Genomic DNA, 25,029 nt, shown 5'->3' on the forward strand with positions numbered 1-25,029 from the left:
TTTTCATAGACGTTGGCCTATCTGGATGAAGTTTTCGAGATCGAAGTCATCCAGATAGGCCAACGTCTATGAAAAGCGCGAGCCGCGAGCCGCGAGCCGCGAGCCGCGGCGAGGGTGGGTCAGGATTCGCCGGTTACCAGGTAGATGACGTGGCGACCGGCGTTGACGGCGTGGTCGGCGTAGCGCTCGTAGAAGCGGGCGAGCAGGGCCGTGTCGACCGCGGACTCGACGCCGTGCGACCAGCTGGGGTCGAGCAGCTTGCTGAACAGCGCCTTCTCCAGCTCGTCCATGGCGTCGTCGTCGCGCTCCAGCTCGGCGGCGCGTTCGATGTCGCGGGACGCCAGCACCAGCGTGATCTTGCCGGCGATGCGGTCGGCCACGTTGGCCATCTGGCCGAAGACGGAGGTCAGCTCGGCGGGTACGGCGACCGCGGGGTGGCGGCGCAGGGCGGACTTGGCGACGTGTTCGGCGAGGTCGCCCATGCGCTCCAGGTCGGTGCCGATGTGCAGCGAGGTGATGACCATGCGCAGGTCGGAGGCGACGGGGGCCTGCTGGGCGAGCAGGCGCAGCACCTTCTCCTCGACGGCGCGGAACAGGGCGTTGACCTCCTCGTCGCGGGCGATCACCCGCTCGGCACCCTCCTTGTCGGCGCTGAGCAGGGCGGTGGTGGCCGCGCTCATCGCGGTGCGGACCGCCTCTGCCATGGAGACCAGCAGGCGGCCGACCTCGAGCAGGTCGGCACGGAACTCCTCGCGCATTGTCACTTCCCAGGAACGGTGGAGGGTGGTCGCGGACCACGGTAGGGGGCGCGGGCTGCCGCAAGGTGAACATCGGTGAACGGAAGCGGGCGGCACGGTGAACACTGTGCAACCAATGCCAGTTTTATTCATGTTCAGTATATTTTGTGCAGGAACGTCAAGTGAACGGTCTGACCTACGATCGCATCGTGAAGGCACTGGCAGCGGCACCCGGCGGCGGGACGATCATGTTGGCGGTCGCCGTCGGCATCGTGCTGGGCCTGATCGCCGGTCTGGTGTACGCCCGCTGGCGGGCCTACCGCCAGGCGGCGACCGCCGTGAACACGCTGGGGCCGTCGGGGCTGGGCGCGCCGCCGCCCGGTGACCCGCTGGCCGGGCTCGGCCGCCGCAGCCTGGACGCGCTGCGCGTCGGCGTCGTGCTGCTGGACGGCAACGACCAGGTGGTGCTGGCCAACCGGGCCGCCCGCGCGATGGGGATGCTGCGGGCCAGTGCCGTTCCCGGCGCGATCAGCGCGCACCCGATCCTGCGTACGCTGGCGGGTCAGGTGCGTCACACGGGCGTGCCGCGCGAGGTGGAGCTGGATCTGCCGCGGGGGCGCGAGCTGGCCGACTCGCCGCTGGGCGTGCACCTGCGCGCGGTGGCGGTGGGGGGCGGCCTGGTCGCCGTGGAGGCGGCCGACGTGACCGACGCGCACCGGGTCGAGCGGGTGCGGCGGGACTTCGTGGCCAACGTCAGCCACGAGCTGAAGACGCCGATCGGCGCGCTGCAACTGCTGGCCGAGGCGCTGCTGGACGCCACCGAGCCGGCGAGCGAGCAGCCCGCGGACCCGGAGGCGGCGGCTGCCCAGGCGGCCGACGACGTGGCGGCCAGCCGCCGGTTCGCCGAGCGGATCCAGCGCGAGAGCACCCGGCTCGGCCGGCTCGTCTCCGAGCTGCTGGAGCTGTCCCGGCTGCAGGGCGCCGAGCGGCTGCCCGACCCGGAGCCGGTGTCCGTCGACGCGGTGATCGCCGAGGCGCTGGACCGGGCCCGCACCAGCGCCGCCGCCAAGCACATCGAGCTGGTCGTCGTCGGCACCCGCGGGCTGACCGTGTACGGCAACGACAGCCAGTTCGCGACCGCGCTGGGCAACCTGGTGGAGAACGCGGTGGCGTACTCGCACGAGCAGTCGGCGGTGGTGGTCAGCGCGCTGGCCGAGGGCGACCGGGTCGACATCAGCGTCTCCGACCAGGGCATCGGCATCGGCCCGGGGGATCTGGACCGGGTCTTCGAGCGCTTCTACCGCGCCGACCAGGCGCGCTCGCGCTCCACCGGCGGCACCGGCCTGGGCCTGGCCATCGTCAAGCACATCGCCACCAACCACGGGGGCCGGGTCGACGTGCGCAGCCGCCTCGGCGGTGGCTCGACGTTCACCCTCCGGCTACCCACCAGACCCCCGGAGGCGATGCTTCCGCTACCCGCCTCCTTTGAGATCGATGCGTCGCCGACCGGCGGCGAGCCCGCGCAGACCCGCACGACGCCGGCCGCGGCTCCCACGGCGGGCGGCGCGGCACCGGCGGCAGACGCCGTCGACCTCGCGACCGACGGCGCGGACCCCGCGCCCGCGGCCGCGAACCCCGCACGACCGGCTCAGACCGGCTGACTGGCAAACCCGAAAGGTGGGCATGATGTCCCGCGTACTGGTGGTCGAGGACGAGGAGTCGTTCTCGGACGCGCTGTCGTACATGCTGCGCAAGGAAGGGTTCGAGGTCTCCGTCGCGGCGACCGGCACCGCCGCGCTCACCGAGTTCGACCGCACGGGCGCCGACATCGTGCTGCTGGACCTGATGCTGCCGGAGATGTCCGGCACCGAGGTCTGCCGGCAGCTGCGGCAGCGCTCGCACGTGCCGATCATCATGGTCACCGCGCGGGACAGCGAGATCGACAAGGTGGTCGGGCTGGAGATCGGCGCCGACGACTACGTGACCAAGCCGTACTCCCCCCGCGAGCTGGTCGCCCGGATCCGGGCCGTGCTGCGCCGCCAGTCCACCGACGTGGTGGAGGTGGCCGGCGGCACGCTGGCGGCCGGGCCGGTGCGCATGGACGTGGAGCGGCACGTGGTGACCGTGGACGGCGCCCCGGTGCAGCTGCCGCTGAAGGAGTTCGAGCTGCTGGAGCTGCTGCTGCGCAACGCGGGCCGGGTGCTGACCCGCGGCCAGCTGATCGACCGGGTGTGGGGCGCCGACTACGTCGGCGACACCAAGACCCTGGACGTACACGTGAAGCGCCTGCGCTCGAAGATCGAGCCGGAGCCCTCCACCCCCCGCTACCTGGTCACCGTCCGCGGCCTCGGCTACAAGTTCGAGCCGTAGGCAATACCACGACCGCGTCATCCGAGCGCAGCGGAGGATGACCAAAGGCGCCGCGGTTGCCGGCCGCTCGGCGTCATCCGGAGCGAACGCGCAGGATGACGCCGATTAAGGCCGCAGAGCGGCGCCTTCATACTGCAGAGCGGCGCCTTCATGTTGCAGTCAACCTTTGGCCGTGGGCCGTCGTCCTTGGTGGGCGACGGAAGGAGAGCCTGTGCGGTCGACAGACGCGTACGCCGGGCTGGCGGAGCTGGTCGCTGAGCGCGGCCCGGCCCTGCTGGCCACGGCGGCCCTGCTCAGCGGCGGGCGCGCCGGCGGGGAGGACCTGCTCCAGGCGGCCCTGGAACGCGTGCTGCGCTCCTGGCGCCGCATCGACGGCGACACCGAGGGCTACCTGCGCCGGACCATGTACCACCTGGCGGTGGACGGCTGGCGCCGGCGGCTGCGGCGGCGGGAGGTGGTCGGCGACTTCGAGCCGCCCGCCGAGCCCGACGCCGCCGACGGCTTCGCGCTGCGCCACGCGCTGGTGCAGGCGCTGGCCCAGCTGCCGCCCCGGCAGCGGGCGGTGCTGGTGCTGCGGTACTGGGAGCAGCTCAGCGAGGCCGAGGCGGCGGCCGTGCTCGGCTGCTCGGTCGGCACGGTGAAGTCCAGCGCCTCGCGGGGCCTGGCCCGGCTGCGCGAGATCACGGCCCCGTGGGCTCTCGACGATTCCTCTCTCCGGATCGGAGCATGACCATGAGCACCCACCTGGAAGACGAGCTCGCGGCGGCGATGCGCGAGCAGACCGCGGGTATGCGCCCCGGCGCCGACCTGCTGGACCGGGCGGCCCGGCGTAACCGCCGCCGCACCCTCGGCATGGGGGTCGGCACGGGCGTCTTCGGCCTGGCCGCCGTGCTGGCGGTGACGATGACGATGACGGCGCTGGGCGGCCCGCCCGCGGCGCCCCCGGCCGACGCCGGGCCGCCGGCCGCGCCGCTGGTGCTGACCGCCGCGCAGGTGACCGAGCGGGCGGTGGCGGCGCTGGCCGACGACGACGTGCAGCACGTGTACGCGGAGATCAACGCCCCCGGCCGGGGGGCCGACCACGACGAGCAGTGGTACGACGTGACCACTGGTCAGGCCCGGCGCTCCAGCCGGACCGCCGACGGCGCGCCGCACACCGATATGTGGATCACTCTCGCGAGCGACACCATGACCAGCACGTTCGTCGACCACTCGCAGCGCACCTGGTACAGCTTCACGCGCACCCTGCACAGCGTCAGCCCGTCCGACGGCGGGCGGCTGACCGGCCCCGCGGGCGGCACGCCGGAGGAGCTCCGGGCGGCGCTGAGCCGGGGCGACTTCGCCCTGGTCGGCTCGGAGACACTGGACGGCAGGGCGGTGCACCACCTGCGCCGCAGCCACGAGGGCGGCGCGGACGACCTGTGGGTGGACGCGGTGACCTACCGGGCGGTGCGGCGGGACATCGTCAAGCACTCGCCGGACGGCGACATCCGGGTGCGGCTGGACTTCGAGTGGCTGCCGCGGGACGCGGCGGCGCTGGCCCCGTTCACGGTGCGGGTGCCCGGCGGGTACCGCAAGATCGACCTCGCCGAGCCGGTGGTGGCACCGACCGCGCGCTGAGCGCGGCGAGCCGCCGTCCCGCGCGCGGGGCGGCGGCTCAGTAGAGGTCGCGCAGGGCCTGGGCGATCTGCTCGATCTCGCGCAGCTCGCCGGTGCACACGGCGATGACCAGGTCGTACGCGGCGTCCTGGTCGAGCGCGGCGAGCCGGCGGCGGCTGACCGCCCCGTTCACGGTGAGGAAGGCGGTGGCCGCGATCCAGCCGATGCGCTTGTTGCCGTCCACGAAGGGATGGTTGCGGGTCAGCGACTGGAGCAGCGCCGCCGCCTTGGTCCACAGGTCGGGGTAGAGGTCGGTGCCGAACGCGGTGCCGCGCGGGCGGGCCACCGCCGACTCGACCAGTCCGTGATCGCGCACGGCGACGCCCAGCCGGTCGGCGATGGCGATGACGTCCGCGTACGTCGGGACGTAGACCTCGCTCACTGGGCGAGCCGGGCGAGCAGGTCGCCGTGCAGGGCGAAGACGTCGCCGGCGGCCGCGGCGAAGCCCTCCGGACCGGGCTCGCGAGCCGGGTCGGTCTCGGGCAGGTCGTCCAGTGCGGCCAGGCGCTCCTCGTCGGCCGCCGCCTGGGCGGGTGCCCGGCGCGCCCGCATCTGCTCCTCGCTCATGACTCCTCCTCGCCGTGCTCGCCGTCGTGCGCAGCATCCGGCACCGAGCTGACGCTCCCGCAGGAGCCCGTTCCGCGCCGGGCTCGCTCAGGACCGCTTCTGGTCGCGTACCGGTGCCTCGAGGTTATCCCGCGGGGCAAGCAGCTTGAGCGGCCTGCGTTCGCGCGCGGCGACCGTGGCGGGATGCTCGGCGACCAGGCCGTGCTTCTCGCGTTCGGCGCACAGCTCGGCGAGCTTCGCGTACGCCTGCGCGCCGACCAGCGCGGTGAGCTCCGGGGCGTAGCTGACGTACATCGGCTCGGTGCCGGTGTGCGCGTCCGGCGACGAGGTGCACCACCAGTGCAGGTCGTGCCCGCCCGCGCCCCAGCCGCGCCGGTCGAACTCGCCGATCACCGAGACCAGGATCTTGGTGTCGTCGGGGCGCTTGGTCCACTGCTGGTCGCGCCGGATCGGCAGCTGCCAGCACACGTCGGGCTTGTACTCCAGCGGGTGCTTGCCGTCGCGCAGCGCCTGGGCGTGCAGCGCGCAGCCGCCCCCGCCGGGGAAGTCCGCGTCGTTGAGGAAGACGCACGGGCCCTCCTCGCCGTCGGGGCCCTTCTGGGTGGCGGTGCGCCGGGCCGGCTTCTCGTCGTGCAGCTCGTCCAGCTCGGTCCACTTGTCGAAGCCGCGCACGTGGTGCTGCCAGGTGCCCTTGTCGAGGCGCTTGACCGCGGCCTTGACCCGTTTGACGTCGTCGGCGTCGGTGAAGAACGCCCCGTGCGAGCAGCAGCCCTCCTGCTCGCGGCCGGCGATGATGCCCCGGCAGGCGCTGCCGAACACGCACGTCCAGCGCGACAGCAGCCAGGTCAGGTCGGCGCGGATCAGGTGGGCCGGATCCGCCGGGTCGGCGAACTCGATCCACTCCCGCGGGAAGTCCAGCGAAGTCTCGCCCTCGTGCTCCACGAGTCCCAGCCTACGGCGGGCCGGTGCACCGATAACGTAGGCGCATGCGGCTCGGTGTCCTCGATGTCGGATCCAATACAGTTCACCTCCTCGTGGTGGACGCGCACCGCGGTGCGCACCCGTGGCCCGCCCACTCCCAGAAGGAGCGGCTGCGCCTGGCCGAGCAGCTCGGCGAGGCGGGGGAGCTGACCATCGCCGGGGCGGACGCGCTGGTGAAGGCGTGCGCCCAGGCCAAGGCGGCGGCCGAGGGGCTGGGCGCGGAGGAGCTGATGGCGTTCGCGACCTCGGCGGTCCGCGACGCGACCAACTCGGCCCAGGTGCTGCGCCGGGTGTACGAGGAGACCGGCGTCGACCTGAAGGTGCTCTCCGGCGAGGATGAGGCCCGGATGACCTTCCTCGCCGTACGCCGCTGGTTCGGCTGGTCGGCGGGGCGGCTGCTGGTGCTCGACATCGGCGGCGGCTCGCTGGAGCTGGCGGCGGGCATCGACGAGGCGCCGACGGTCGCGGTGTCGCTGCCGCTGGGCGCCGGGCGGGTGACGCGGCGCTGGCTGAACGCCGACCCGCCGGGCGCGGCGGAGCTCGCCGCGCTGGAGTCGTACGTGGACGAGCAGCTGATGCACCGCGAGCTGGACGAGCTGAAGGGCTGGGAGATCGCCGCGGCGACCTCGAAGACGTTCCGCTCGCTGGCCCGGCTGGCCGGCGCCGCGCCCAGCGGCGACGGGCTGTGGGCGCCGCGCGCGCTGACCCGGCGCGGCCTGCACCAGGTGCGGGGCTTCATCCAGCGCATCCCCTCGGCGGGGCTGGCCGAACTGGACGGAGTCAGCGCGAGCCGGGCGCACCAGCTGCTCGCCGGGGCGGTTGTGGCGGAGGCCGCAATGCGGCGACTGGGCGTCGAGGAGCTGCGCATCTGTCCCTGGGCACTGCGCGAAGGTGTCATCCTCACCCGCCTGGATCAGCTGACTACGGGCTGACCGGGGCTACCCTGGAACGCGTGTCCGTGCCGGTGCTCCTTTCCAGTTCGTCCGTGTTCCCCGAGCCCACCGCCGCCGCTTTCGAGCTCGCGGCGTCGCTGGGCTACGACGGTGTCGAGGTCATGGTGTGGACCGACGCCGTCAGCCAGGACGCGGGCGCGCTGCGCGGCCTCTCCAAGCACTACGGCGTCCCGGTGCTGTCGATCCACGCGCCCTGCCTGCTGGTGACCCAGCGGGTGTGGAGCCCCGACCCGAAGGAGCGGCTGCGCCGCGCGGTGCTGCTCGCGGACACGCTGAGCGCGCCGACGGTCGTGGTGCACCCGCCGTTCAGCTGGCAGCGCGACTACGCCCGCAGCTTCACCGACACCGTGTCGCGGCTGGCGCACCGGCACACCGGGGTGCGCATCGCGGTGGAGAACATGTACCCGGTGCGGATGGGCCGCCGCCAGGTCGTGCCGTACCACCCTGGCTGGGACCCGACCGACACCGGCTACGACTCCTACACCCTGGACCTGTCGCACTGCGCGGCCTCGCGCTCCGACGCCATGGAGATGGCCGACACGATGGGCGAGGGGCTCGCCCACATCCACCTCGGCGACGGCACCGGCGAGGGCCGGGACGAGCACCTGGTGCCCGGCCGGGGCACCCAGCCGTGCGCCCGGCTGCTGGAGTCGCTGGACCGGCGCGGGTTCACCGGCTCGGTGGCGATGGAGGTGGCCACCCGCAAGGCCGGCAGCCGCGCCGCCCGGGAGGCCGACCTCGCCGAGGCGCTGGAGTTCGCGCGCACGCACCTCGCCGCGCCGAGCACCGCCAACGCCTGAGTCTCCGCGACCACTACATGAGCAAAGCTCCCGGCACGCTGTCCGTACAGCGCCCGGGAGCTTTGCTCACGGAAGGGGTGGTCAGCCGACGGGGGTCAGGCTCGCCTGCTGCGGGACCTCGGGCTTGAGCCGGGCCGTGGTGGCGGCGTGCTCGGTGATCGCGGCCTTCTTGCGGGCGCGGTGGGCCGCCACGTGGGAGCGGGTGGCGCACCGCTCCGAGCAGAAGCGGCGGCAGTTGTTCGACGAGGTGTCGAGGTAGACGTTGCCGCAGCGCTCGTCGGCGCAGACGCCGAAGCGGGCGCTGCCGTACTCGCAGAGCCAGACCGACAGGCCCCAGACGGCGCCGGCAAGGTACTCCGCGCTGACCGCCGAGCCGCGGCTGGTGACGTGGATGTGCCAGTTCCCGGACTCGTGCCCGGAGATGCGGGGATGCACGGGATGTGCTTCGAGCAGCGAGTTGAGCTCGTTGACGGCCTCGCGTTCGCGGCCGTTGGCGCCGTGCTCGAACACCTCGCGCAGCCGACGCTGGGCCTTGCGGAACACCTGCAGGTCGCGTTCGGTGGCGTCCTCGCACATCCAGTCCGGCCCCGGCAGGACAGCGCGGAGCTGGCTCAGGTCGTCCAGCGGCGCGTTGACAAGATCAACAGCCGTTCGGGCGTACGCATCGAAGTTCACCCGACAAAGGTAGTGCAACTATGGCGTGCGTGGGGTGTCAACATAGTGGGGGATGAACCGCGCGTGACCGTCCGTGATCAGGTTGATGCTCTCGCGTAGTCCCAGTCCCGCCGACTCGCCGTCGATCATCCACGAGCCGAGCACCACATGGTTGCCGTCGAACGACGGCAGGGCACGGAATTCCTGGAAGCAGTGCCCGCCCTCGCCGTAGATACCCTCGGTGAACTGCTCGCCCTGCGCAGTGACGATCCGCACATTGGCGCCCTCGCGGCCGAGCAGCGGCTTGGCCACGTACTCGGTCATGTCGCGGGGGCCGTCCAGGTATGCCGGCAGCAGCAGCTCGTGGTCCGGGTAGAGCTCCCAGAGCACCGCCAGCAGCGCCTTGTTCGACAGCAGCAGCTTCCAGGCCGGCTCCAGCCAGGTGGTCGGCGTGCCCGGGTCCAGCGCGAGCCGCCCGTACGGCTCGGCGACCATCCACTCCCACGGGTAGAGCTTGAAGATCGTGTTGATCGGGTCGCCGGCGCTGTCGCGGAAGCGGCGCCCGTCCCAGGCGATGTCGAGCATCGGGGTGACCTTCACGTCGAGCCCGGCCTGGTGCGCCGTGTCGGCCAGGTACCCCACGGTCATCAGGTCCTCGAACGTCTCCTCGAGGTTCGACCACGCGAAGTACACCGGGCCCTCGGCGAACCGGGGCGCCAGCCCGCGCCAGCCCTCGATCAGCCGCTCGTGCATGCTGTTCCACTGGTCCAGCCCCGGCCGGGTGTCGGTGAGCCAGAACCACTGGATGATCGACGCCTCCAGCAGCGAGGTCGGGGTGTCGGCGTTGTACTCCAGCATCTTGGGCGGGCCGCTGCCGTCGTACCAGAGATCGAACCGGCCGTAGAGCGTCGGCGGCTGCTCGCGCCACACCCGGCTGACCTCCTCCTGCGCCCACGCGGGGATGCCGAACTCGGCGAACCGGCCCCGCTCCACCATGTGCCCGGCCGCGGCCAGGCACATCCGGTGCAGCTCCTCGGTCGCCTCCTCCAGCCGCAGCACCTCGTCCAGGCTGAACGAGTAGCAGGCCGACTCGTCCCAGTACGGCGTGGTCGCGCCGTCGTCGAGCTTGGTGTCGGAGTAGAGCATGCCCTGCGCCCGGACCGTCTCGCGCCAGCCCGGCCGGGGTTCGATCTGATGCCGCCGCACGCGCTCAGCCTCCGCAGGAGGCCAGGTGCGTGCCGAAGCCGCCCGAGGACGGCAGCGCCTCGGACGTGGCCGGGGGCTCGGCCAGGCGGATGCCCGAGTTGCCGGCGGCGAAGACCGTACGCGGCGCGGGCATGCTGTCGCAGTCGTCGTCGTCATCGAGGGCGCAGGCGAGCGCGCCGACCAGCAGGACGACACCGCCGATGATCACGGCGGGGGAGCGGAGCGGGTTCTTGTCGGTCACGTCTGATGTTGTAGCCGACGGCGACAAGTACCCGACAGCCCAGACATCGAACAGTGCTCTTGTATACAGAGAACCGATGTCCCGGGAAGGCTCCGGCACAGGCGCGTTACGCTGCCCTCATGCTTCGCTCCGTGATCCTCGCCGCCGCCCGATCCCAGAGGGTGGAACACCTCGTAGAGACCGCACCGATCAGCCGTGACGTCGTCAAGCGCTTCGTCGCGGGCACCGGAACGCGCGAGGCGCTCGAGACGACCAGGCAGCTCGCGGACGCCGGGCTCGCCATCACCCTGGACAACCTGGGCGAGGACACCCTCACCGCGGAGCAGGCCAACACCACCAAGGAGGCGTACCTCGAACTCCTGGCCGAGCTGGGCCGGGCCGGGCTGACCGGCAACCGGGCCGCCGAGGGCGACGTGGTGGTCGCCACCGCCGAGGTCAGCCTCAAGCTCTCCGCCCTGGGCCAGGCCTTCGACGAGCAGCTCGCCGAGAAGAACGCGCGCGAGATCTGCGAGGCCGCCGCCGCGATCGGCACCACGGTGACCCTCGACATGGAGGACCACACGACCACCGACTCGACGCTGGACATCCTCTCCCGGCTGCGCCGCGACCACCCCGGCACCGGCGCGGTGCTGCAGGCCTACCTGCGCCGCACCGAGAGCGACTGCCGGGAGCTGGCCACCGCCGGATCGCGGGTGCGGCTGTGCAAGGGCGCGTACAAGGAGCCCGAGCACGTGGCGTACCAGGCCCCGCTCGAGGTCGACAAGTCCTACGTGCGGTGCATGAACATCCTCATGGCGGGCGAGGGCTACCCGATGCTGGCCACGCACGACCCGCGGCTGATCGCGATCGCGCAGGACCGGGCCAAGTGGTTCGACCGCTCGCCGGACGAGTTCGAGTTCCAGATGCTGTACGGCATCCGGCCCGAGGAGCAGGCCCGCCTCGCCCGCGCCGGGCACACCGTGCGCGTCTACGTGCCCTACGGCACCGAGTGGTACGGCTACCTGATGCGCCGCCTCGCCGAGCGCCCGGCCAACCTCACCTTCTTCGCCCGCGCCCTGGTCTCGAAGAAGTAGCCGAGCAGCCGCTCCCGGGGACGTCGCGCGCCGTGGCGTCCCCGTCCCCGTGCTGCTCCGGCTGCTCAGGGCGTATGCGATCCGCTGGCCTATCGCGCCGTGCCGCGCGTTGGTAGCGTCCTCGACCGTGCACCCCGAGGACCCGAACGATGCCGCCGGCCCCGCCCTGCCACCAGGCTGGCAGCCGTTCGAGGACGACGGGACCGGGCCGGTCGACCCGTGGGCGCAGGACGCCCCCGACCTGCCCGACGACCGCCTGCCGCTGGACCACGAGGACCCGACGCCGTCCGCGGTGATCATGGCCGCGCACTCGGCCGCCCCGCCACCGGTCGCACTGCCCCCGGCCGAGCCGCCGACGGTGCCGCCGGACGCCCCCGCGCCACCGCCCCCGGATCCGTTGTCGGCGCAAGCCGCGACCGTGCTCCCCGCAGCGCCCCCGCCGGACACCACGACCGTGCTGCCCGGCCCGCCTGCGCCGCCCGCCGCGCCACCAGCGGGCACCGCAGCCTGGCCCCCGGTGCAGCCGCAGGGTGGCAGTGGCGCCTGGCCGGTGGTGCAGCCGCAGGGTGGCAGTGGCGCCTGGCCGGTGGTGCAGCCGCAGGGTGGCAGTGGTGCGTGGCCGGTGGTGCAGCCGCAGGGTGGCAGTGGTGCCTGGCCATTGGTGCAGCCGCCGGCCGGGCATCCGGTGTCCGCGATGCCCGGTCACCCGCCGCAGCAGGTGCCGTCGTGGCCGGTCGTGCCCCCGCCGCGCCGCCGCTGGGGCCGCCTGATCGCCCTGCTCGCGGTGCTGCTGGTGCTGGCCTGCGTGGCGGCCGGGGGGCTGGCCGTGGTGGCGTTCCCGTGGCTGCGGGACCGCGTCACGGGCGGCGACAGCGGTCCGGCGGGCTCCGCGCCGAGTCCCGGACCGGGCGCGTCGCTGCCGGTGCGCCAGGCGTGGATCAAGGAACGGATCGGCGCGGCGCTGGTCGCGCAGCAGAAGGCGCTGCTGGGCGGGGACGAGCCGGGCTATCTCGCGGTGCTCGACCCGGCGGCGTCGCCGCAGGTGCAGGACGGGCTGCGCCGGCAGTTCAAGTCCCTGCGGGCGATGCAGGTGGCGGCCTGGACCGAGCAGCCGACCCACCCGCTGCCGGCGCCCGACGGGCAGAGCTGGCTCACCGAGCTGCGCAGCACGCCCTGCTTCGTCACGCCCACCTGCGCCCCCGCGCCGGCGCGGGCGAACACCCGCTGGCGGATCGCGGACGGCCGGGCGCTGCTCTACGAGTGGACCCCGGTGAACAGGCAGCCGTCGCCGCATCCGTGGCAGGTGGCGGAGCTGGTGGCCGTCGCGGGCAGCCGGACCGTGGTCGCGACCACGCCGGAGCACGCCGGTCGGCTCAAGGGCCTGCTGGCCGAGGCGGAGAAGGCGGCCAAGGTCGCCGACCGGTTCGCCCGGGGCGGCAGCGTGCCACCGCGGTACGTCGTCTACCACGCCGGGGACGACGCGTGGGGCACCTGGTTCTCCTGGCAGCCGGGCCAGCACGTCAGCGGGGTGTCGGTGCAGGTGAGCGACGAGCGGTGGGAGGTCATGCTCAACCATCGCGACTCCCGGCCCGCCGTGGTCGGCGGCGTGCTGCGCCACGAGCTCGCCCATGCGGCCTCCCTGGCCGGGCCGCACAAGGACGCCGACGACCTGTGGTGGCTGCACGAGGGGCTGGCCGACTACGCGGGACTGAACGGCAGGCCGGTCCGGGAGTACCTCCGGCTGCCCGACATCCGGCGGCTGATGGACAACTGGGACGGCGACGTCGAGTTCGAGCTGCCCGCCGAGGGCACCGCCGCCTGGATCGTGTCCGGGCGCTACGGCATCAGCGGCCTCACCGCGCGCCACCTCGCCGACCGGTTCGGCGAGGCGAAGTTCGTCGAGTTCTTCCACCGGGTCGTCCACGACGGCAAGCCGGTGACCGAGGCCGCGCCGCAGGTGTTCGCGGTGTCGTGGACCGCCCTGGAGCGCGATTGCGCCGCGTACATTCGGCGTACCGCCGCCTGATCTTGGCGAAAGCCTCGCATCGGTCACAACCGTCCCGGTACCGTACTCATTACACAGGAACCCGCCCGTCACGACAGGGAGGTGGGGCTGATCATGATCGGATCAGCACGGCAGGACGCCCGGCTGGCAGAGGTCAGGTTTCTCACCGTCGCCGAGGTGGCGACGCTCATGCGGGTCTCGAAGATGACGGTCTACCGTCTCGTCCACTCCGGGGAGCTCTCCGCGGTGCGCGTCGGGCGGTCGTTCAGAGTCCCTGAGCAGGCGGTTCAGGAGTACCTGCGGGGTGCCTTCTCGGAGCAGTGAGGTAGTCCGCCTCACTCGGACGGTGACCCCTGGCAGTGCGCGCCCGGCTGCTCGGTTACCCTGAACGGGTTCCACCACCGTCAACTTCGAGGGGATGCCGTATGGGCTCCGTGGTCAAGAAGCGCCGCAAGCGCATGGCGAAGAAGAAGCACCGCAAGCTGCTGCGCAAGACCCGCGTCCAGCGTCGCCGTCTCGGTAAGTGAGGCATGCGCCCGGGTGCCGTGAATTCTCCGGCGACCTGGGCGCCGAACCGCGAGACCCTGCGGCGGGCCTGACGGCCCGCCGGGTCCGCGGTGCTCCTCGACAATCTTCGCCGTCCCGGGGAGGCGCGTCATGACCGCGGTAACCACCGGCACCGCCGGTGACCGCGCACGCGCACCCCGGGTCGTCATCGTCACCGGCGTCAGCCGGTTCCTCGGCGCGACCGTCGCCGCCCGCATCGCCGCCGACCCCCGGGTCCGGCGCGTGATCGGGGTGGACCGCACCGACCCGCCCGCAGAGCTCGCCCCGCTGCTGCGCGGCATCACGCTGCGCCGGGTCGATCTGACCGACGGCGCGGCCTCGCTGGTCGGGCTCGGCGCCGAGGCGCTGGTGCACCTGGCCATCATGTCCTCGCCCGACCCCGCCGCCGGCGGGCGCGCGGCGATGAAGGACCAGAACGTCATCGGCACGCTGCAACTGCTGGCCGCGTGCCAGCAGATGCCCTCGCTGCGCCGCCTGGTGGTGCGCTCGTCGACCGCGGCGTACGGGGTCTCGTTCCGCGACCCGGCGGTGTTCACCGAGGACACCGAGCCCCGGGACGTGCCGCGCGGCGGCTACGGCCGCGACATCCTCGACATCGAGGCGTACGTGCGCGGCTTCCGGCGCCGCCGCGCCGACGTGGTCACCACGGTGCTGCGCTTCGCCCCGTTCATCGGGCCGCAGGCCGACACCGCGCTGTCGAAGTTCCTGGCCCGCCCCATGGTGCCGACCGTGCTGGGACGCGACCCGCGACTGCAGTTCATCCACGTCGACGACGCGCTGGAGATCCTGCGCCGCTCGGTGCTGGAGGACCACCAGGGCACGTTCAACGTGGCGGGGCCGGGCACGCTCACGCTGTCGCAGGCCGTGCGCCGGTCCGGGCGCATCGAGCTGCCGGTGCCGGAGCCGGCCATGCACGCCGCCGCCTCGGTCGGCCGCGGCGTCGCCGGGCTGAGCCTGGACCAGGTGGACCTGTTCGTGCACGGGCGGGTGGTCGACACCGCCCGGCTGGTCCGGCAGTATGGCTTCACGCCCCGCTCGACCGCCGCCGCCTTCGACGACTTCGTCCGGGCCCAGGAGTCCGACGCGGTCATCACCCCGGCCCGGGTGGCCGCCGCCGAGCAGCGGCTGCTCGACATGATCCGGTCGGTACGCGAGAAGCGGAAGGTGACCAGGTGACCAGACCCGAGATCGCGCCCGACATCGACGACGAGTTCGACGAGCGGGTCGCGGCCGGGCTCGCGTTCCTGCGCCGCCGCCTGTCCGGGCAGTACGAGATCGACGAGTTCGGCTTCGACCCGGAGCTGACCGACCAGGTGTTCCAGCCGCTGCTGCGCCAGCTCTACCGCCGCTGGTTCCGCACCGAGGTGATCGACGTCAAGAACCTGCCCGCCGAGGGCGGGGCGCTGGTCGTCGGCAACCACTCCGGCACCATCGCGCTGGACGCGCTGATGCTCACCGTCGCCTGCCACGACGAGCACCCTGCCCACCGCCACCTGCGGCTGCTCGGCGCGGACCTGGTGTTCCGCATGCCGTTCGTGTCGGAGCTGGCCCGCAAGTCCGGCGCGACGCTGGCCTGCAACCCCGACGTGGAGCGGCTGCTGACCAACGAGGAGCTGGTGGGCGTCTTCCCGGAGGGATTCAAGGGCGTCGGCAAGCGTTTCGTCGACCGGTACAAGCTGCAGCGGTTCGGCCGGGGCGGGTTCGTCTCGGCGGCGCTGCGCACCCGCAAGCCCATCGTGCCGGTGGCCATCGTCGGCGCGGAGGAGACCTATCCGATGCTCGGCAGCATCAAGCCGCTGGCCCGGCTGATCGGCGCGCCGTACTTCCCGGTGACCCCGACGTTCCCGTGGCTGGGGCCGCTGGGGCTGGTCCCGCTGCCGAGCAAGTGGCTGATCCGCTTCGGCGAGCCGATCGACACCGAGCCGTTCGCCGACCAGGCCGACGATCCCGCGGTGGTGTTCAACCTCGCCGACCAGGTCCGCGAGACCATCCAGTCGATGCTGCACGAGACCCTGGACCTGCGCCCCGACCCCTTCGGCGAGTAGGCGGCCACATTTGTGGGAGTACAGTTACCATAACTGTGGTCCCACAAGTCGAGGAGCCGCCATGCTGCCGAGGCCGTCGGTCATGTTCGACCGGGACCGCGAATGGGGCGCGCTCAGCCGGTTCATCCTCGACGAGCAGCCCGGGGCGACCCTCGGCGTCGTCTCCGGCCGCCGCCGGCAGGGCAAGACGTTCCTGCTCGACGCCGCCTGCCGGGCGGCGGGCGGCTTCTTCTTCGGCGCCACCGAGGCGACGGACCTGGACTCGCTGCACCGGCTGAGCGCGGCGCTCACCGAGTTCACCAGGCCCGCCACCCCGATCCGGCTGGACTCCTGGCACGAGGCCGTGGACGCGCTGCTGGCGCTCGGCCGGCAGCGGCCGGTGCCGGTGGTGCTGGACGAGTTCCCCTACCTGGCCAAGGCCAACCCGTCGCTGCCGTCGATCATCCAGGCGGCGTTCGGCCCGCTGCGGACCGAGCGGGTCGAGTCGCAGACCCGGCTGCTGCTCTGCGGGTCGGCGATGTCGTTCATGGGCGGCCTGCTCGCCGGCAACGCGCCGCTGCGCGGCCGGGCGGGCCTGGAGCTGGTCGTGCGCACCCTCGACCACCGGCTGGCCGCCGAGTTCTGGGAGCTGACCGATCCACGGCTGGCGGTGATGGTCAACGCGGTCGTCGGCGGCACCCCCGCGTACCGCCGGGAGCTGGCCCGCAACGACTCCCCGGCCGACGCCGCCGACTTCGACGGGTGGGTGACCCGGACCGTGCTCAACCCGGAGAGCCCGCTGTTCCGGGAGGCGCGGTACCTGCTCGCCGAGGAGCCCGACCTGCGCGACACCGCGCTCTACCACTCGGTGCTGGCCGCGGTCGCGGAAGGCAACGCCACCCGCGGCGGCATCGCGAGCTACCTGGGCCGCAAGGCCGCCGACATGGCGCACGCCCTCGACGTGCTGGAGGACGCCGGCCTGATGGCCCGGGACGCGGACGCGTTCCGGGACAACCGCAGCACCTACCGCATCGCCGAGCCGCTGATCAGCTTCTACGGCGCGGTGATGCGGCCGGTCTGGAGCCAGCTGGAGCGGCCGGGCAGCGCGGAGCGGGTCTGGCAGCAGGCCCGGCGGCGGTTCGAGAGCAACGTGATCGGCCCCCGGTTCGAGCAGATCTGCCGCGAGTGGGCGATGTACCACGACGACGCGGAGCTGCTGGGCGGGCTGCCCGCGCGGGTGGGCACCGGCGTGGTCAACGATCCCGGGCAGCGGGTCGCCCACGAGGTGGACGTGGTCACCGTCGGCGTCGCCGACGGCGCCCGCAAGCCTCCGCTGCTGTCCATCGGCGAGGCCAAGTGGAACGAGGTGATGGGGGTGCCCCAGCTGACCCGGCTGCGGCGCATCCGCGAGCTGGTCACCGCGGGCGGCCGGTACGACACCACCGGCACGAGACTGGCCTGCTACAGCGGCGCGGGCTTCACCGCCGAGCTGCGCGCCGCCGCGGCCCGGGGCGAGGTCGTGCTCGTCGACCTGGCCACCGTCTACGGCAGGCCGCCTGCATGAGCAGGGCTCCGGTGACGGCATCACCGGAGGGGCGGGTCAGAGCTCCCGCAGGTCGAGGGCGTGCCAGATCAGGGTCTCGTTGTCGCCGGTGGACCACCACAGCACGCCGCCACGGGCGGCGACCCGGCCTGCGGCGTCGCTGACCAGGGTGAGGGTGCGGGTGCTCAGGTCGTACAGCAGCAGCCTGCTGCTGGTGAGGATCGGGCTGGACCGGGTGTAGATCTCGAAGCGGTCCAGCAGGGCCACGTCGGCCACGGCCGAGGAGACCGCGCCGCTGATCGTGGCGGTCCGGTCCGAGCCGTCCGGGCGGGCCAGCTCGATGGCGGTGGACGCCTCGGTGCTGCCGATCACGATGGACCGGCACCAGGCGTGCGAGCAGCTCAGCAGCTCGTTGACGCGGACGCCGACGACGGTTCGCTGCCCGGTGGCGACGTTGTGCACGGTCACCTCGCCGGCGTCCGCGGCCGATTCGCTGACCAGCCACGGCCAGGTGCTGATGGCGTACCCGCCGGGCAGCTCGCGGACCTCCGGGACGCCGCCGGTCAGCGGGACGGTGCGCAGGGCGGACCAGCCCTCCCGGTCGCTGTCGGCCATCCAGCTCACCCGGCCGTCGTGCAGGGTGAGGTCGCCCTGCTTGTCGAAGAGCATGACGGCGCCGGTGTCCTCGGTGACCACCCGCGCGGCCCCGCCGTCCAGCCGGGCCGCCCAGATGCGGGTGCGCCCGGACCCGTCCGGGTCGCTGGACAGCTCGACCCAGACCAGCTCGGCGCCGTCGCTGGTGAACCCGGCGAACTCGCCCGCCTGGTCCTGGGGCATGCGGCGCAGCTCGCGCAGCCCGTCGCCGGAGCGCAGCAGCAGGCGCACGTCGGTGCCGCCGGGCACCTGCGCGGTGCCGACCGAACGCTGCGAGTCCAGAAAGAACATCGGGGTGTACGCGGCGCCGTCGGGCAGCGTGCCGGGCGTGTCCTGGACCCGTGCCCCGGCGTACGCCTCGGCCAGGGTCAGGTCGCCGGTGCGCGGCGGGGCGGGCGGCTGCCGGGGGTCGAGCGTCAGCATGGCCCCGGCCGCGCTCAGCGCGGCGAACAGGGCGATCGCGCGGGTCACCGGCAGCCCGGCGGGCAGCCGGAGGCGGCGTGCGGCGGTCACGGCTTCTTGCGGCGGCGGCTGAGGGCCATGCCTCCGGCGACCGCGCCGGCGACCACGCCCGCGCCGAGCGCGACGGGCACGGCGACCTTCGCGGCCTTGCGGCCGTGGCGGAAGTCGCGGATGTCCCAGCCCTGCAGGCGGGCCATCCGGCGCAGCGCGCCGTCGGGGTTGACGGCGACCGCCCGCCCCACCGTGGTCAGCATCGGCACGTCGTTGATCGAGTCGCTGTACGCCGTGCAGCGGGTCAGGTCGAGTCCCTCGGCGGCGGCCAGCGCCTCGATGGCGTGCGCCTTTGCCGGGCCGTGCAGCATCTCGCCGACCAGGCGCCCGGTGTACGCCCCGTCGTGGATCTCGGCGACCGTGCCGAGCGCACCGGTCAGCCCGAGCCGCGCCGCGATGACCCGGCCCAGCTCGACGGGGGCGGCGGTGACCAGCCACACCCGCTGCCCGGCGGCCAGGTGCTGGTCGGCCAGGGCACGGGTGCCGGACCAGATGCGGTCGGCCATCAGCTCGTCGAAGATCTCCTCGCTGAGCCGCTGCACGTCGTCGACCTGCCAGCCCGCGATGAAGGCGAGCGCGGCCTCACGGGCCTGCGCGATGTCGCCGGAGTGCTCGGCGGCCAGCAGCCGGAAGCGGGCCTGGCTGATGGCGAACCGGGCCAGGTCGATGGTGGTGAAGTAGCGCCGGGCGGCGAGCCCGCGGGCGAAGTAGTACAGCGAGGCGCCCTGCATCATCGTGTTGTCCACGTCGAAGAACGCGGCCCCGGTGCGGTCGGGCACGGTGACCGGCGCGGCACTGGGCGCGGGCACCCCGGCGCTGGTGGCCGCGGTCGCGACGGCGGCGATCGGCGCGGGACTGCGACGGCGTGCCATGGGCCCTCCTTCTGCGGCTGCGCCGGCCTGCGCGGCCGAGCGGGATCACGCCGCGGCGCGGCGCCGGACGATTCGTGCTCCGGCGCGCCCGGCCGGCGTGCACGTGACCGCTAGAGCGTATGCGCCGGAGGCCGCCGCACACAGTAGGGGCGCGGCGCCTGAAGTCGGCACCGCGCCCCGTGGACGTGCTGAACCCGCTAGCCGAGCAGGCCGCCGAGGATCCGGCCCAGCTCGCTGAGCAGCCCCTCGTCCTGCGTCTGCTCGGTCTCGCCCTCCGGAGCCGCCGTGGGCGACGCGGACGCACTCGGCGCCGCCGAGGCGGCCGGTGCGCCGGGGCCCGCGTTGACCTCGGGCTTGCCGCTCTCCTTGGTCTGCTGCGGCTCGCGCTGCTGCTCGGGGCGGGATGGCTGGGCCGCCGCCGCGTTGGCGCACGCGCCGGGCACGGCACCGAGCTTGTCGCTGCCGTTCGTGCCGGCGCCGCAGGCAAGTGCGGTGCGCGCCGCGCCGGAGCGCTTCTCGATCCGGTCCAGCAGGGCCAGCGAGCCGGTGACCTTGTCCCGGTCCGCGGTGCTGCCGTCGAGCAGCTGCCCGACGAGCATGCGCTGGTCGGCGACGAACCGGTCGACCGCGTCCAGGGCGGAGGTGTCCCGCCGCGCCATGGCGGAGGTGAACAGCATCCGTACGCCCTGGGCGGTGTCGCTGTCCATGTCGGTCAGCGCCGCGCCGAAGCCGGTGGCGTCGGCGCGCACGGCGTGCGCCTCCTGCAGCCGGGTGCGCGCGAACTCCAGGTAGAGGCGGCCGCGGGACAGGTCCGAGCCGGCCAGCGCCAGCTGCGCCTTCTCGGTCTGCCGCTTGACGCCGTAGAGGGCGTCGCCGGGGATCGCCTCACCGCTCGCCACCGACACGCCGGACAGCGCCAGCGTGCCGGCGGCGATGCCGACCACGATCGCCCCGCGGGCGCGGGCCCGCCCGGGGGTCCGGCCGGACCACGCCGCGGTGCGGCTGTCGTCGGCCTCCGGTCGGGCGGTGACGCCGATGCCGTCGCGCTCGGCGGTGGCGATCAGCTGGGCGCGCAGGTCCCGCTTGAACGTCGTCTCGGGCACGCCGGGCAGGGCCACCGTACGCAGTTGCTGCCCCACGGTGACCAGCTCGGTGAGCTGGCCGTCGAGGCGGGACCTGGTGTGGTGACGGCGACCGCCGTTGGCCTCGTCGAGTAGCTGGGCGAAGCGCTCGGCGCGCCGGCGATCGAACAGGGACGTGTTCACCGCGGGCACCCCCCTTCGCTGATCGCGGTGTATGTCGGAACGAGCGCCGAGATTGCCGCTCGCACCCGGTCAAACGGGACCAGGGCACGATCAGTTACGGCTGCTCGGGGCCTGTGACCGCCCCGAGTGACATGAATCACGTTCACGGTTGGAACCCCTCCGGCAGCAGGCGGGCCAGCGCGCGGACGGCGCGATACTGCAGCGCCTTGATGGCGCCTTCGTTCTTGCCCATCGCCTGGGCCGTCTCCGCGACGGAGAAGCCCTGCAGGAACCGCAGCACGATGCACTCCTGCTGCTCGGGGTTGAGCTGCTTGACCGCGGTCAGCAGCGCGACGTTGGTGATGTGGTCCACCACGGCGGTCTCCGGGCTGCCCTCGGGCCCCCGGTCCTCGCGGTCGGCGTCGAGCACGTCGCCGGTGGTGACCTCCAGCCGGTAGCGGCCGGACTTGAAGTGGTCGGCGACCAGGTTGCGGGCGATCGTGACCAGCCACGCGCCCAGGTCGCGGCCCTGCCAGGTGAAGCTGCTGATGCGCTTGAGCGCGCGCAGGAACGTGTCCGAGGTCAGGTCCTCGGCCAGCGGCCGGTTGCCGACCCGGAAGTAGATGAACCGGAACACGGTGTCGACGTAGCGGTCGTAGATCAGGCCGAACGCCTCGGCGTCGCCCTGCTGCGCCCGCTCGACCAGCGTCCACACCTCGTGTGCGGCGTCGCTGGGGTCCGGCCGGTCCGGGTAGCCGGTGCCGCCGGTGCCGGCGCCGCCCTCCTCGACCGCGGGCAGCACCTGGGTCTCGCCGTCCGCCGCGGTGGCCCCGCTGACCTGGGTCGGCATGCCGGTACGCGTGCCGTTGACCCGGCCGCCGACCGGCTTGGTGCCCGGCGGCTGGTGGCGGACCGCGGCGTCGTTGCCCTGGCGGGTGCGAATCCGCTGGGTGCCGCCGTCGCCACGTACCGCTGTGGCCAGCATCTCGTTGAGCGAAGTGCGGAGCACGCTCAGGCCGTCGACAAGGGCCCGGCGGGCCGCCGCCACTTCGCTGGTGACCAGCTCATCGCCGAACAACAGAGAACTCATCCCGCCACCTCCGCGTGCCCCCAGACCGATCCGCCCCGGTCGTGCGGCGGGCGCGCGCGTCCGCCGTCGTACCGGGCAAACTCCACCATAAGCCGCTGAACACCCATGAGGTACTCGTTCGGTGCGATAAACGGCACAAAGGCCTCCTCTGGCTGAGGGGTATCGACTCATGGCAAAACGGGTGAGTCGACCCTGAGGATGATAAGGGCCCAGCTCACCCAGCGGTGTGGAGTCAGTTACACGCCGGACCGAAATGTTGTCCCGCCACCCGTAGGCGTCGTCGCACACCGTGTGCGCCCTACACCAGCGCGTGTGTCAGGTGTGTGCCAAAGTCGGGGTCGGTCTCACCCGGCCGGGTGATGTCGCTGTCACGGACGGATGTCGCGGACGTGAACGGCGGGGATAGGCGGCCGGGCGTCCGCTGTGGAACACTCAGCCACCGTGAACCTCGCCACACTGCTGCGAAACCACGCCGCCGCACGGCCGGACCGCGTCGCGCTGCGGGCAGGTGAGCAGACGCTGACCTGGGCGGAGTGGGACGCGCGGGTCGACGCCGCCGCGCGCGGGCTGCTGGCGCTGGAGCTGCCCGCCTCGACCGGTCATCCCGCGCGTGTCGCGATCGCGCTGCGCAACGACCTCGACTTCGCGGTCACCCTGCTGGCCGTGCTGCGGGCCGGGCTGGTGGCGGTGCCGTGCAACCCCGGGCTCACCCCCCGCGAGCTGCGCCACGTGCTGGCCGACAGCGGCGCGCAGCTGCTCGTCGCGCCCCAGCCGATGCGCGAGGGCGTGACCGACGGCGTGGCGTCTGCCGCGGACGCGGCCCCACGGCTTGACGGCGCGGCGGGGCACGGCGGCTTGGCGGGGCACGGCGGCGCGGCGGGGCCGCGCGGGCTGGACCGGCTGCCCGAGGCGGCGGGCGCGGCGCTGCCGGAGGACCCGGGTGACGGGCTGGCGCTGCTGCTCTACACCTCCGGCACCGAGGGCGCGCCCAAGGGCGCGATGCTGCCGCACCGGACGCTGCTGGCCAACCACCGGCAGCTCGCCGCGGTCGACCCGCCGCCGCTCGGCCCGGACGACGTGGTGCTGCTGGCGATCCCGCTGTTCCACGCGTACGGCCTGAACACCGGCCTGGGCGAGGTGCTGTTCCACGGCGCGTCGGGCGTGCTGGTGGCCGACTTCGACGCCGCCGGCACCGCCGCGCTGGTCGCCGAGCACGGGGTGACCGTGCTGGTCGGCGTGCCCCCGATGTTCCTGGCCTGGAGCGCGGTGCCGGAGGTGGGCGAGCGCCTGCGGTCGGTGCGGCTGGCGGTGTGCGGCGCGGCCGCGCTCGCGCCCGCGGACGCCGCCCGGTTCGCCGCGCTGACCGGGCACACCGTGCAGATCGGGTACGGGCTGACCGAGACCGCGCCCGTGCTGACCTCGACCATCGCCGCGCCCGGGGTGAAGCCCGGCTCGATCGGCCGGCCCCTGCCCGGCGTGGAGCTGCGCCTGGTCAACCGCGCGGGCGAGGACGTGTGGCGGGGCGGGGAGCCGCTCGGCGCGGACGACGAGGACGACCTCGACCTCGACGTGCCGGACTCGCCGGGCACCGACCCGGGCGAGATCGTGGTGCGCGGCGAGAACGTGTTCACCGGGTACTGGCCCGACGGCCGGGGCGGTCCCGACGCGCAGGGCTGGTGGCCCACCCGCGACGTGGCGTACGCCGACGGCGACGGCGACCTGTTCCTGGTGGACCGGCTCGGCGAGCTGATCCTGGTCAGCGGCTTCAACGTGTACCCGGCCGAGGTGGAGCAGGTGCTGCTGGCGCACCCGGCGGTGGCGCAGGCCGCGGTGCTGGGCGCGCCGCACCCGATGACCGGCCAGCAGGTGCGCGCCGTCGTGGTGCCCGCGCCGCGCAGCGAGGTCACCGCGGCGGAGCTGGCCGCGCACTGCGCCCGCAACCTGGCCCGGTTCAAGTGCCCGGCCGCGATCGAGTTCGCCGACACGCTGCCGCACTCGATCATCGGCAAGGTCCGCAAGGGCGAGTTGTGAGCTGTTATCCAGAAGCGCGACCGAGTGGCCGCGGAGCGCGCTCCGCATGTAGCTGTGAGAATGGGCCGGTGACCAGACTGACGCTGTACACCCGGCCCGGCTGCCACCTGTGCGAGGTGGCGGTGGAGGCGCTGGAGCGCATCGGCGAGCCGTACGAGGAGATCGACATCACCGGCGACCGGGAGCTGGAGGCCGAGTACGGCGACCGCATCCCGGTGATCATGCTCGACGGCCGGGAACACGGCTACTGGCGGGTCGAGGAGGAGCGGCTGCGCCGCGACCTCGCACGCTAAATTGTTCGGATGAAGCGCGGCACCAAGCACCTGGTCTGGGACTGGAACGGCACCCTGCTCGACGATCTGAGCCTGGTGGTGGCGGCCACTAACACCGCCTTCGCCAGCGTCGCGGTGCCCGGCGTGACCTACGTGGTGACCGCCGACGAGCACCGCCGCGACTTCCGCCGCCCGATCAGCGAGTACTACGCCGGGGTGCTGGGCCGCCCGGTCGACGACGTCGAGTTCGCGGTGCTCGACCGGGTCTTCCACGACGCGTACCGGGCGGGCCTGGCCGAGATGGCGCTGGCCGCGGGCGCGCTCGACGCGCTGCGGGGCTGGACCGGCAGCCAGTCGCTGCTGTCCATGTGGTTCCACCACGAGCTGGTGCCGACGGTCACCCGCTACGGCATCCACTCGCACTTCGTCCGGATGGACGGGCTGCTGGACGCGACCGGCGGCGGGTTCAAGGCCGGCCACCTGAAGCGGCACCTGGCCGAGCTGCGCCTCGAAGGTTCGGATGTGGTGCTGATCGGCGACTCGATCGACGACGCCGACGCGGCGGCCTCGGTCGGCGCGCGCTGTGTCCTCTACACCGGCGGCTTCACCGACCCCGACCGGCTGCGCGCGTACGGCGTCCCGGTCGCTGACACGCTGGTCGAAGCCGTCGCGCTGGCGGCGTGACATTCATCTCCGTGCCACCTGACGGTCATATCGACGCTGCGCGCATTCCGATCAATTGCCCTATTTACCCGTATATGCAGTGATTCGGGTGGGCGTGTTTTCTGAGTGAATGTCAGGGTTGCGACATAATCGCGGAGCAGCGCCCATCCGGATACCCGTGGCGAACCGCCGTTTCGGCGACTCTCCGTGACGGGTGGAGAGCGGTTCGGCCAGAGTGGGGGCACACATGCCGCGGGGGCATTCTGGCCGATTCGCGATCCCGGATGGGCGCGCTTTCAAGATCGCGATT

General features: G+C 73.1%; 25 protein-coding genes and 2 pseudogenes. 16 read left to right on the top strand and 11 right to left on the bottom strand.

The features are described from left to right. Window positions 1–119: 119 nt before the first annotated feature. A complete protein-coding gene (gene phoU, locus AB0J67_RS12155) occupies window positions 120–758 on the bottom strand; it encodes a phosphate signaling complex protein PhoU (RefSeq protein WP_363480211.1) in 639 nt (212 codons plus the stop codon). 224 nt (window positions 759–982) lie between these two features. Between phoU and AB0J67_RS12160 the strand changes: the two are divergent. From AB0J67_RS12160 to AB0J67_RS12175, 4 genes and pseudogenes are all read left to right on the top strand, one after another. Next, a pseudogene (locus AB0J67_RS12160) lies at window positions 983–2,242 on the top strand (ATP-binding protein); the annotation flags it as partial. 181 nt (window positions 2,243–2,423) lie between these two features. Further along, window positions 2,424–3,107 (top strand): response regulator transcription factor, encoded by a 684-nt coding sequence (locus tag AB0J67_RS12165; RefSeq protein ID WP_363480214.1) that lies wholly within the window; start codon window positions 2,424–2,426, stop codon window positions 3,105–3,107. 211 nt (window positions 3,108–3,318) lie between these two features. Further along, the gene (locus tag AB0J67_RS12170) at window positions 3,319–3,837 is read left to right on the top strand and encodes a SigE family RNA polymerase sigma factor (RefSeq protein WP_363480217.1); all 519 of its coding nucleotides are present in this window, start codon (window positions 3,319–3,321) and stop codon (window positions 3,835–3,837) included. A gap of 2 nt (window positions 3,838–3,839) precedes the next feature. Next, window positions 3,840–4,727 carry a hypothetical protein gene (locus AB0J67_RS12175; RefSeq protein ID WP_363480220.1) on the top strand — a complete coding sequence of 296 codons (888 nt, stop codon included), beginning with the start codon at window positions 3,840–3,842 and terminating at the stop codon, window positions 4,725–4,727. A 37-nt stretch (window positions 4,728–4,764) separates the two neighbouring features. Here AB0J67_RS12175 and AB0J67_RS12180 read toward each other — a convergent pair whose 3' ends face one another. The 3 genes from AB0J67_RS12180 to AB0J67_RS12190 form a co-directional block, all read right to left on the bottom strand. Beyond that, window positions 4,765–5,148: a Fic family protein gene (locus AB0J67_RS12180; protein WP_363480223.1), complete on the bottom strand. Its 384-nt coding sequence runs from the start codon at window positions 5,146–5,148 to the stop codon at window positions 4,765–4,767. After that, on the bottom strand, window positions 5,145–5,333 hold the full coding sequence (locus AB0J67_RS12185) for a hypothetical protein (protein ID WP_363480226.1): 189 nt from the start codon (window positions 5,331–5,333) through the stop codon (window positions 5,145–5,147). The genes AB0J67_RS12180 and AB0J67_RS12185 overlap by 4 nt, the downstream gene beginning before the upstream one ends. 87 nt (window positions 5,334–5,420) lie before the next feature. Next, window positions 5,421–6,275 (bottom strand): hypothetical protein, encoded by an 855-nt coding sequence (locus AB0J67_RS12190; protein WP_363480229.1) that lies wholly within the window; start codon window positions 6,273–6,275, stop codon window positions 5,421–5,423. Between the two features lie 44 nt (window positions 6,276–6,319). Here AB0J67_RS12190 and AB0J67_RS12195 point away from each other — a divergent pair, with 44 nt between their 5' ends. Continuing rightward, window positions 6,320–7,246: a Ppx/GppA phosphatase family protein gene (locus AB0J67_RS12195; RefSeq protein WP_363480232.1), complete on the top strand. Its 927-nt coding sequence runs from the start codon at window positions 6,320–6,322 to the stop codon at window positions 7,244–7,246. Between the two features lie 20 nt (window positions 7,247–7,266). Next, a complete protein-coding gene (locus AB0J67_RS12200; protein ID WP_363480235.1) occupies window positions 7,267–8,067 on the top strand; it encodes a sugar phosphate isomerase/epimerase in 801 nt (266 codons plus the stop codon). A gap of 81 nt (window positions 8,068–8,148) precedes the next feature. Here the strand turns inward: AB0J67_RS12200 and AB0J67_RS12205 are convergent, their stop codons facing one another. The 3 genes from AB0J67_RS12205 to AB0J67_RS12215 are packed head-to-tail and all read right to left on the bottom strand — an operon-like array spanning window position 8,149 to window position 10,168. After that, the gene (locus AB0J67_RS12205; protein WP_363480238.1) at window positions 8,149–8,742 is read right to left on the bottom strand and encodes a CGNR zinc finger domain-containing protein; all 594 of its coding nucleotides are present in this window, start codon (window positions 8,740–8,742) and stop codon (window positions 8,149–8,151) included. Between the two features lie 18 nt (window positions 8,743–8,760). After that, window positions 8,761–9,927, bottom strand: coding sequence for a glutathionylspermidine synthase family protein (locus AB0J67_RS12210; RefSeq protein ID WP_363480240.1), 1,167 nt, complete (start codon window positions 9,925–9,927; stop codon window positions 8,761–8,763). Window positions 9,928–9,931: 4 nt separating this feature from the next. Beyond that, the gene (locus tag AB0J67_RS12215; RefSeq protein WP_363480243.1) at window positions 9,932–10,168 is read right to left on the bottom strand and encodes a hypothetical protein; all 237 of its coding nucleotides are present in this window, start codon (window positions 10,166–10,168) and stop codon (window positions 9,932–9,934) included. Between the two features lie 119 nt (window positions 10,169–10,287). Between AB0J67_RS12215 and AB0J67_RS12220 the strand changes: the two genes are divergently transcribed. From AB0J67_RS12220 to AB0J67_RS12250, 7 genes are all read left to right on the top strand, one after another. Next, window positions 10,288–11,241 carry a proline dehydrogenase family protein gene (locus AB0J67_RS12220; RefSeq protein WP_363480246.1) on the top strand — a complete coding sequence of 318 codons (954 nt, stop codon included), beginning with the start codon at window positions 10,288–10,290 and terminating at the stop codon, window positions 11,239–11,241. A gap of 127 nt (window positions 11,242–11,368) precedes the next feature. Further along, a complete protein-coding gene (locus AB0J67_RS12225; RefSeq protein ID WP_363480249.1) occupies window positions 11,369–13,267 on the top strand; it encodes a hypothetical protein in 1,899 nt (632 codons plus the stop codon). Between the two features lie 93 nt (window positions 13,268–13,360). Then, complete coding sequence (locus tag AB0J67_RS12230; RefSeq protein WP_363480362.1) at window positions 13,361–13,570, top strand: helix-turn-helix domain-containing protein; 210 nt, start codon at window positions 13,361–13,363, stop codon at window positions 13,568–13,570. Window positions 13,571–13,671: 101 nt separating this feature from the next. After that, window positions 13,672–13,773, top strand: a complete 102-nt coding sequence (locus AB0J67_RS12235) for an AURKAIP1/COX24 domain-containing protein (RefSeq protein WP_007465623.1) — start codon at window positions 13,672–13,674, stop codon at window positions 13,771–13,773. 130 nt (window positions 13,774–13,903) lie between these two features. Next, window positions 13,904–14,989, top strand: coding sequence for an NAD-dependent epimerase/dehydratase family protein (locus AB0J67_RS12240; RefSeq protein WP_363480252.1), 1,086 nt, complete (start codon window positions 13,904–13,906; stop codon window positions 14,987–14,989). Next, the gene (locus AB0J67_RS12245; RefSeq protein ID WP_363480255.1) at window positions 14,986–15,858 is read left to right on the top strand and encodes a lysophospholipid acyltransferase family protein; all 873 of its coding nucleotides are present in this window, start codon (window positions 14,986–14,988) and stop codon (window positions 15,856–15,858) included. The genes AB0J67_RS12240 and AB0J67_RS12245 overlap by 4 nt, the downstream gene beginning before the upstream one ends. 61 nt (window positions 15,859–15,919) lie before the next feature. Continuing rightward, on the top strand, window positions 15,920–17,401 hold the full coding sequence (locus tag AB0J67_RS12250) for an ATP-binding protein (protein ID WP_363480258.1): 1,482 nt from the start codon (window positions 15,920–15,922) through the stop codon (window positions 17,399–17,401). Between the two features lie 36 nt (window positions 17,402–17,437). Here the strand turns inward: AB0J67_RS12250 and AB0J67_RS12255 are convergent, their stop codons facing one another. From AB0J67_RS12255 to AB0J67_RS12270, 4 genes and pseudogenes are all read right to left on the bottom strand, one after another. Beyond that, entirely contained in the window at window positions 17,438–18,547 is a 1,110-nt protein-coding gene (locus tag AB0J67_RS12255; RefSeq protein ID WP_363480261.1) for a hypothetical protein, read from the bottom strand. After that, a complete protein-coding gene (locus AB0J67_RS12260) occupies window positions 18,544–19,419 on the bottom strand; it encodes an HAD-IB family hydrolase (RefSeq protein ID WP_363480263.1) in 876 nt (291 codons plus the stop codon). The genes AB0J67_RS12255 and AB0J67_RS12260 overlap by 4 nt, the downstream gene beginning before the upstream one ends. A 428-nt stretch (window positions 19,420–19,847) precedes the next feature. Next, window positions 19,848–20,684, bottom strand: a pseudogene (locus AB0J67_RS12265) (DUF5667 domain-containing protein); the annotation flags it as partial. 142 nt (window positions 20,685–20,826) lie between these two features. Beyond that, window positions 20,827–21,753 carry an ECF subfamily RNA polymerase sigma factor, BldN family gene (locus AB0J67_RS12270; protein ID WP_363480266.1) on the bottom strand — a complete coding sequence of 309 codons (927 nt, stop codon included), beginning with the start codon at window positions 21,751–21,753 and terminating at the stop codon, window positions 20,827–20,829. 441 nt (window positions 21,754–22,194) lie between these two features. On the opposite strand from AB0J67_RS12270, the gene AB0J67_RS12275 reads away from it, so the two are divergent. The 3 genes from AB0J67_RS12275 to AB0J67_RS12285 all read left to right on the top strand — a co-directional run bounded on the left by AB0J67_RS12275 (window position 22,195) and on the right by AB0J67_RS12285 (window position 24,740). After that, the gene (locus AB0J67_RS12275; RefSeq protein ID WP_363480269.1) at window positions 22,195–23,784 is read left to right on the top strand and encodes an AMP-binding protein; all 1,590 of its coding nucleotides are present in this window, start codon (window positions 22,195–22,197) and stop codon (window positions 23,782–23,784) included. Window positions 23,785–23,852: 68 nt separating this feature from the next. Continuing rightward, window positions 23,853–24,077 (top strand): glutaredoxin family protein, encoded by a 225-nt coding sequence (locus AB0J67_RS12280; protein WP_363480272.1) that lies wholly within the window; start codon window positions 23,853–23,855, stop codon window positions 24,075–24,077. A 9-nt stretch (window positions 24,078–24,086) separates the two neighbouring features. Beyond that, window positions 24,087–24,740 (top strand): HAD hydrolase-like protein, encoded by a 654-nt coding sequence (locus AB0J67_RS12285; RefSeq protein WP_363480275.1) that lies wholly within the window; start codon window positions 24,087–24,089, stop codon window positions 24,738–24,740. Window positions 24,741–25,029: the final 289 nt, after the last annotated feature.

The sequence above is a fragment of the Catellatospora sp. NPDC049609 genome, from assembly GCF_040675365.1.
Lineage (GTDB): Bacteria > Actinomycetota > Actinomycetes > Mycobacteriales > Micromonosporaceae > Catellatospora.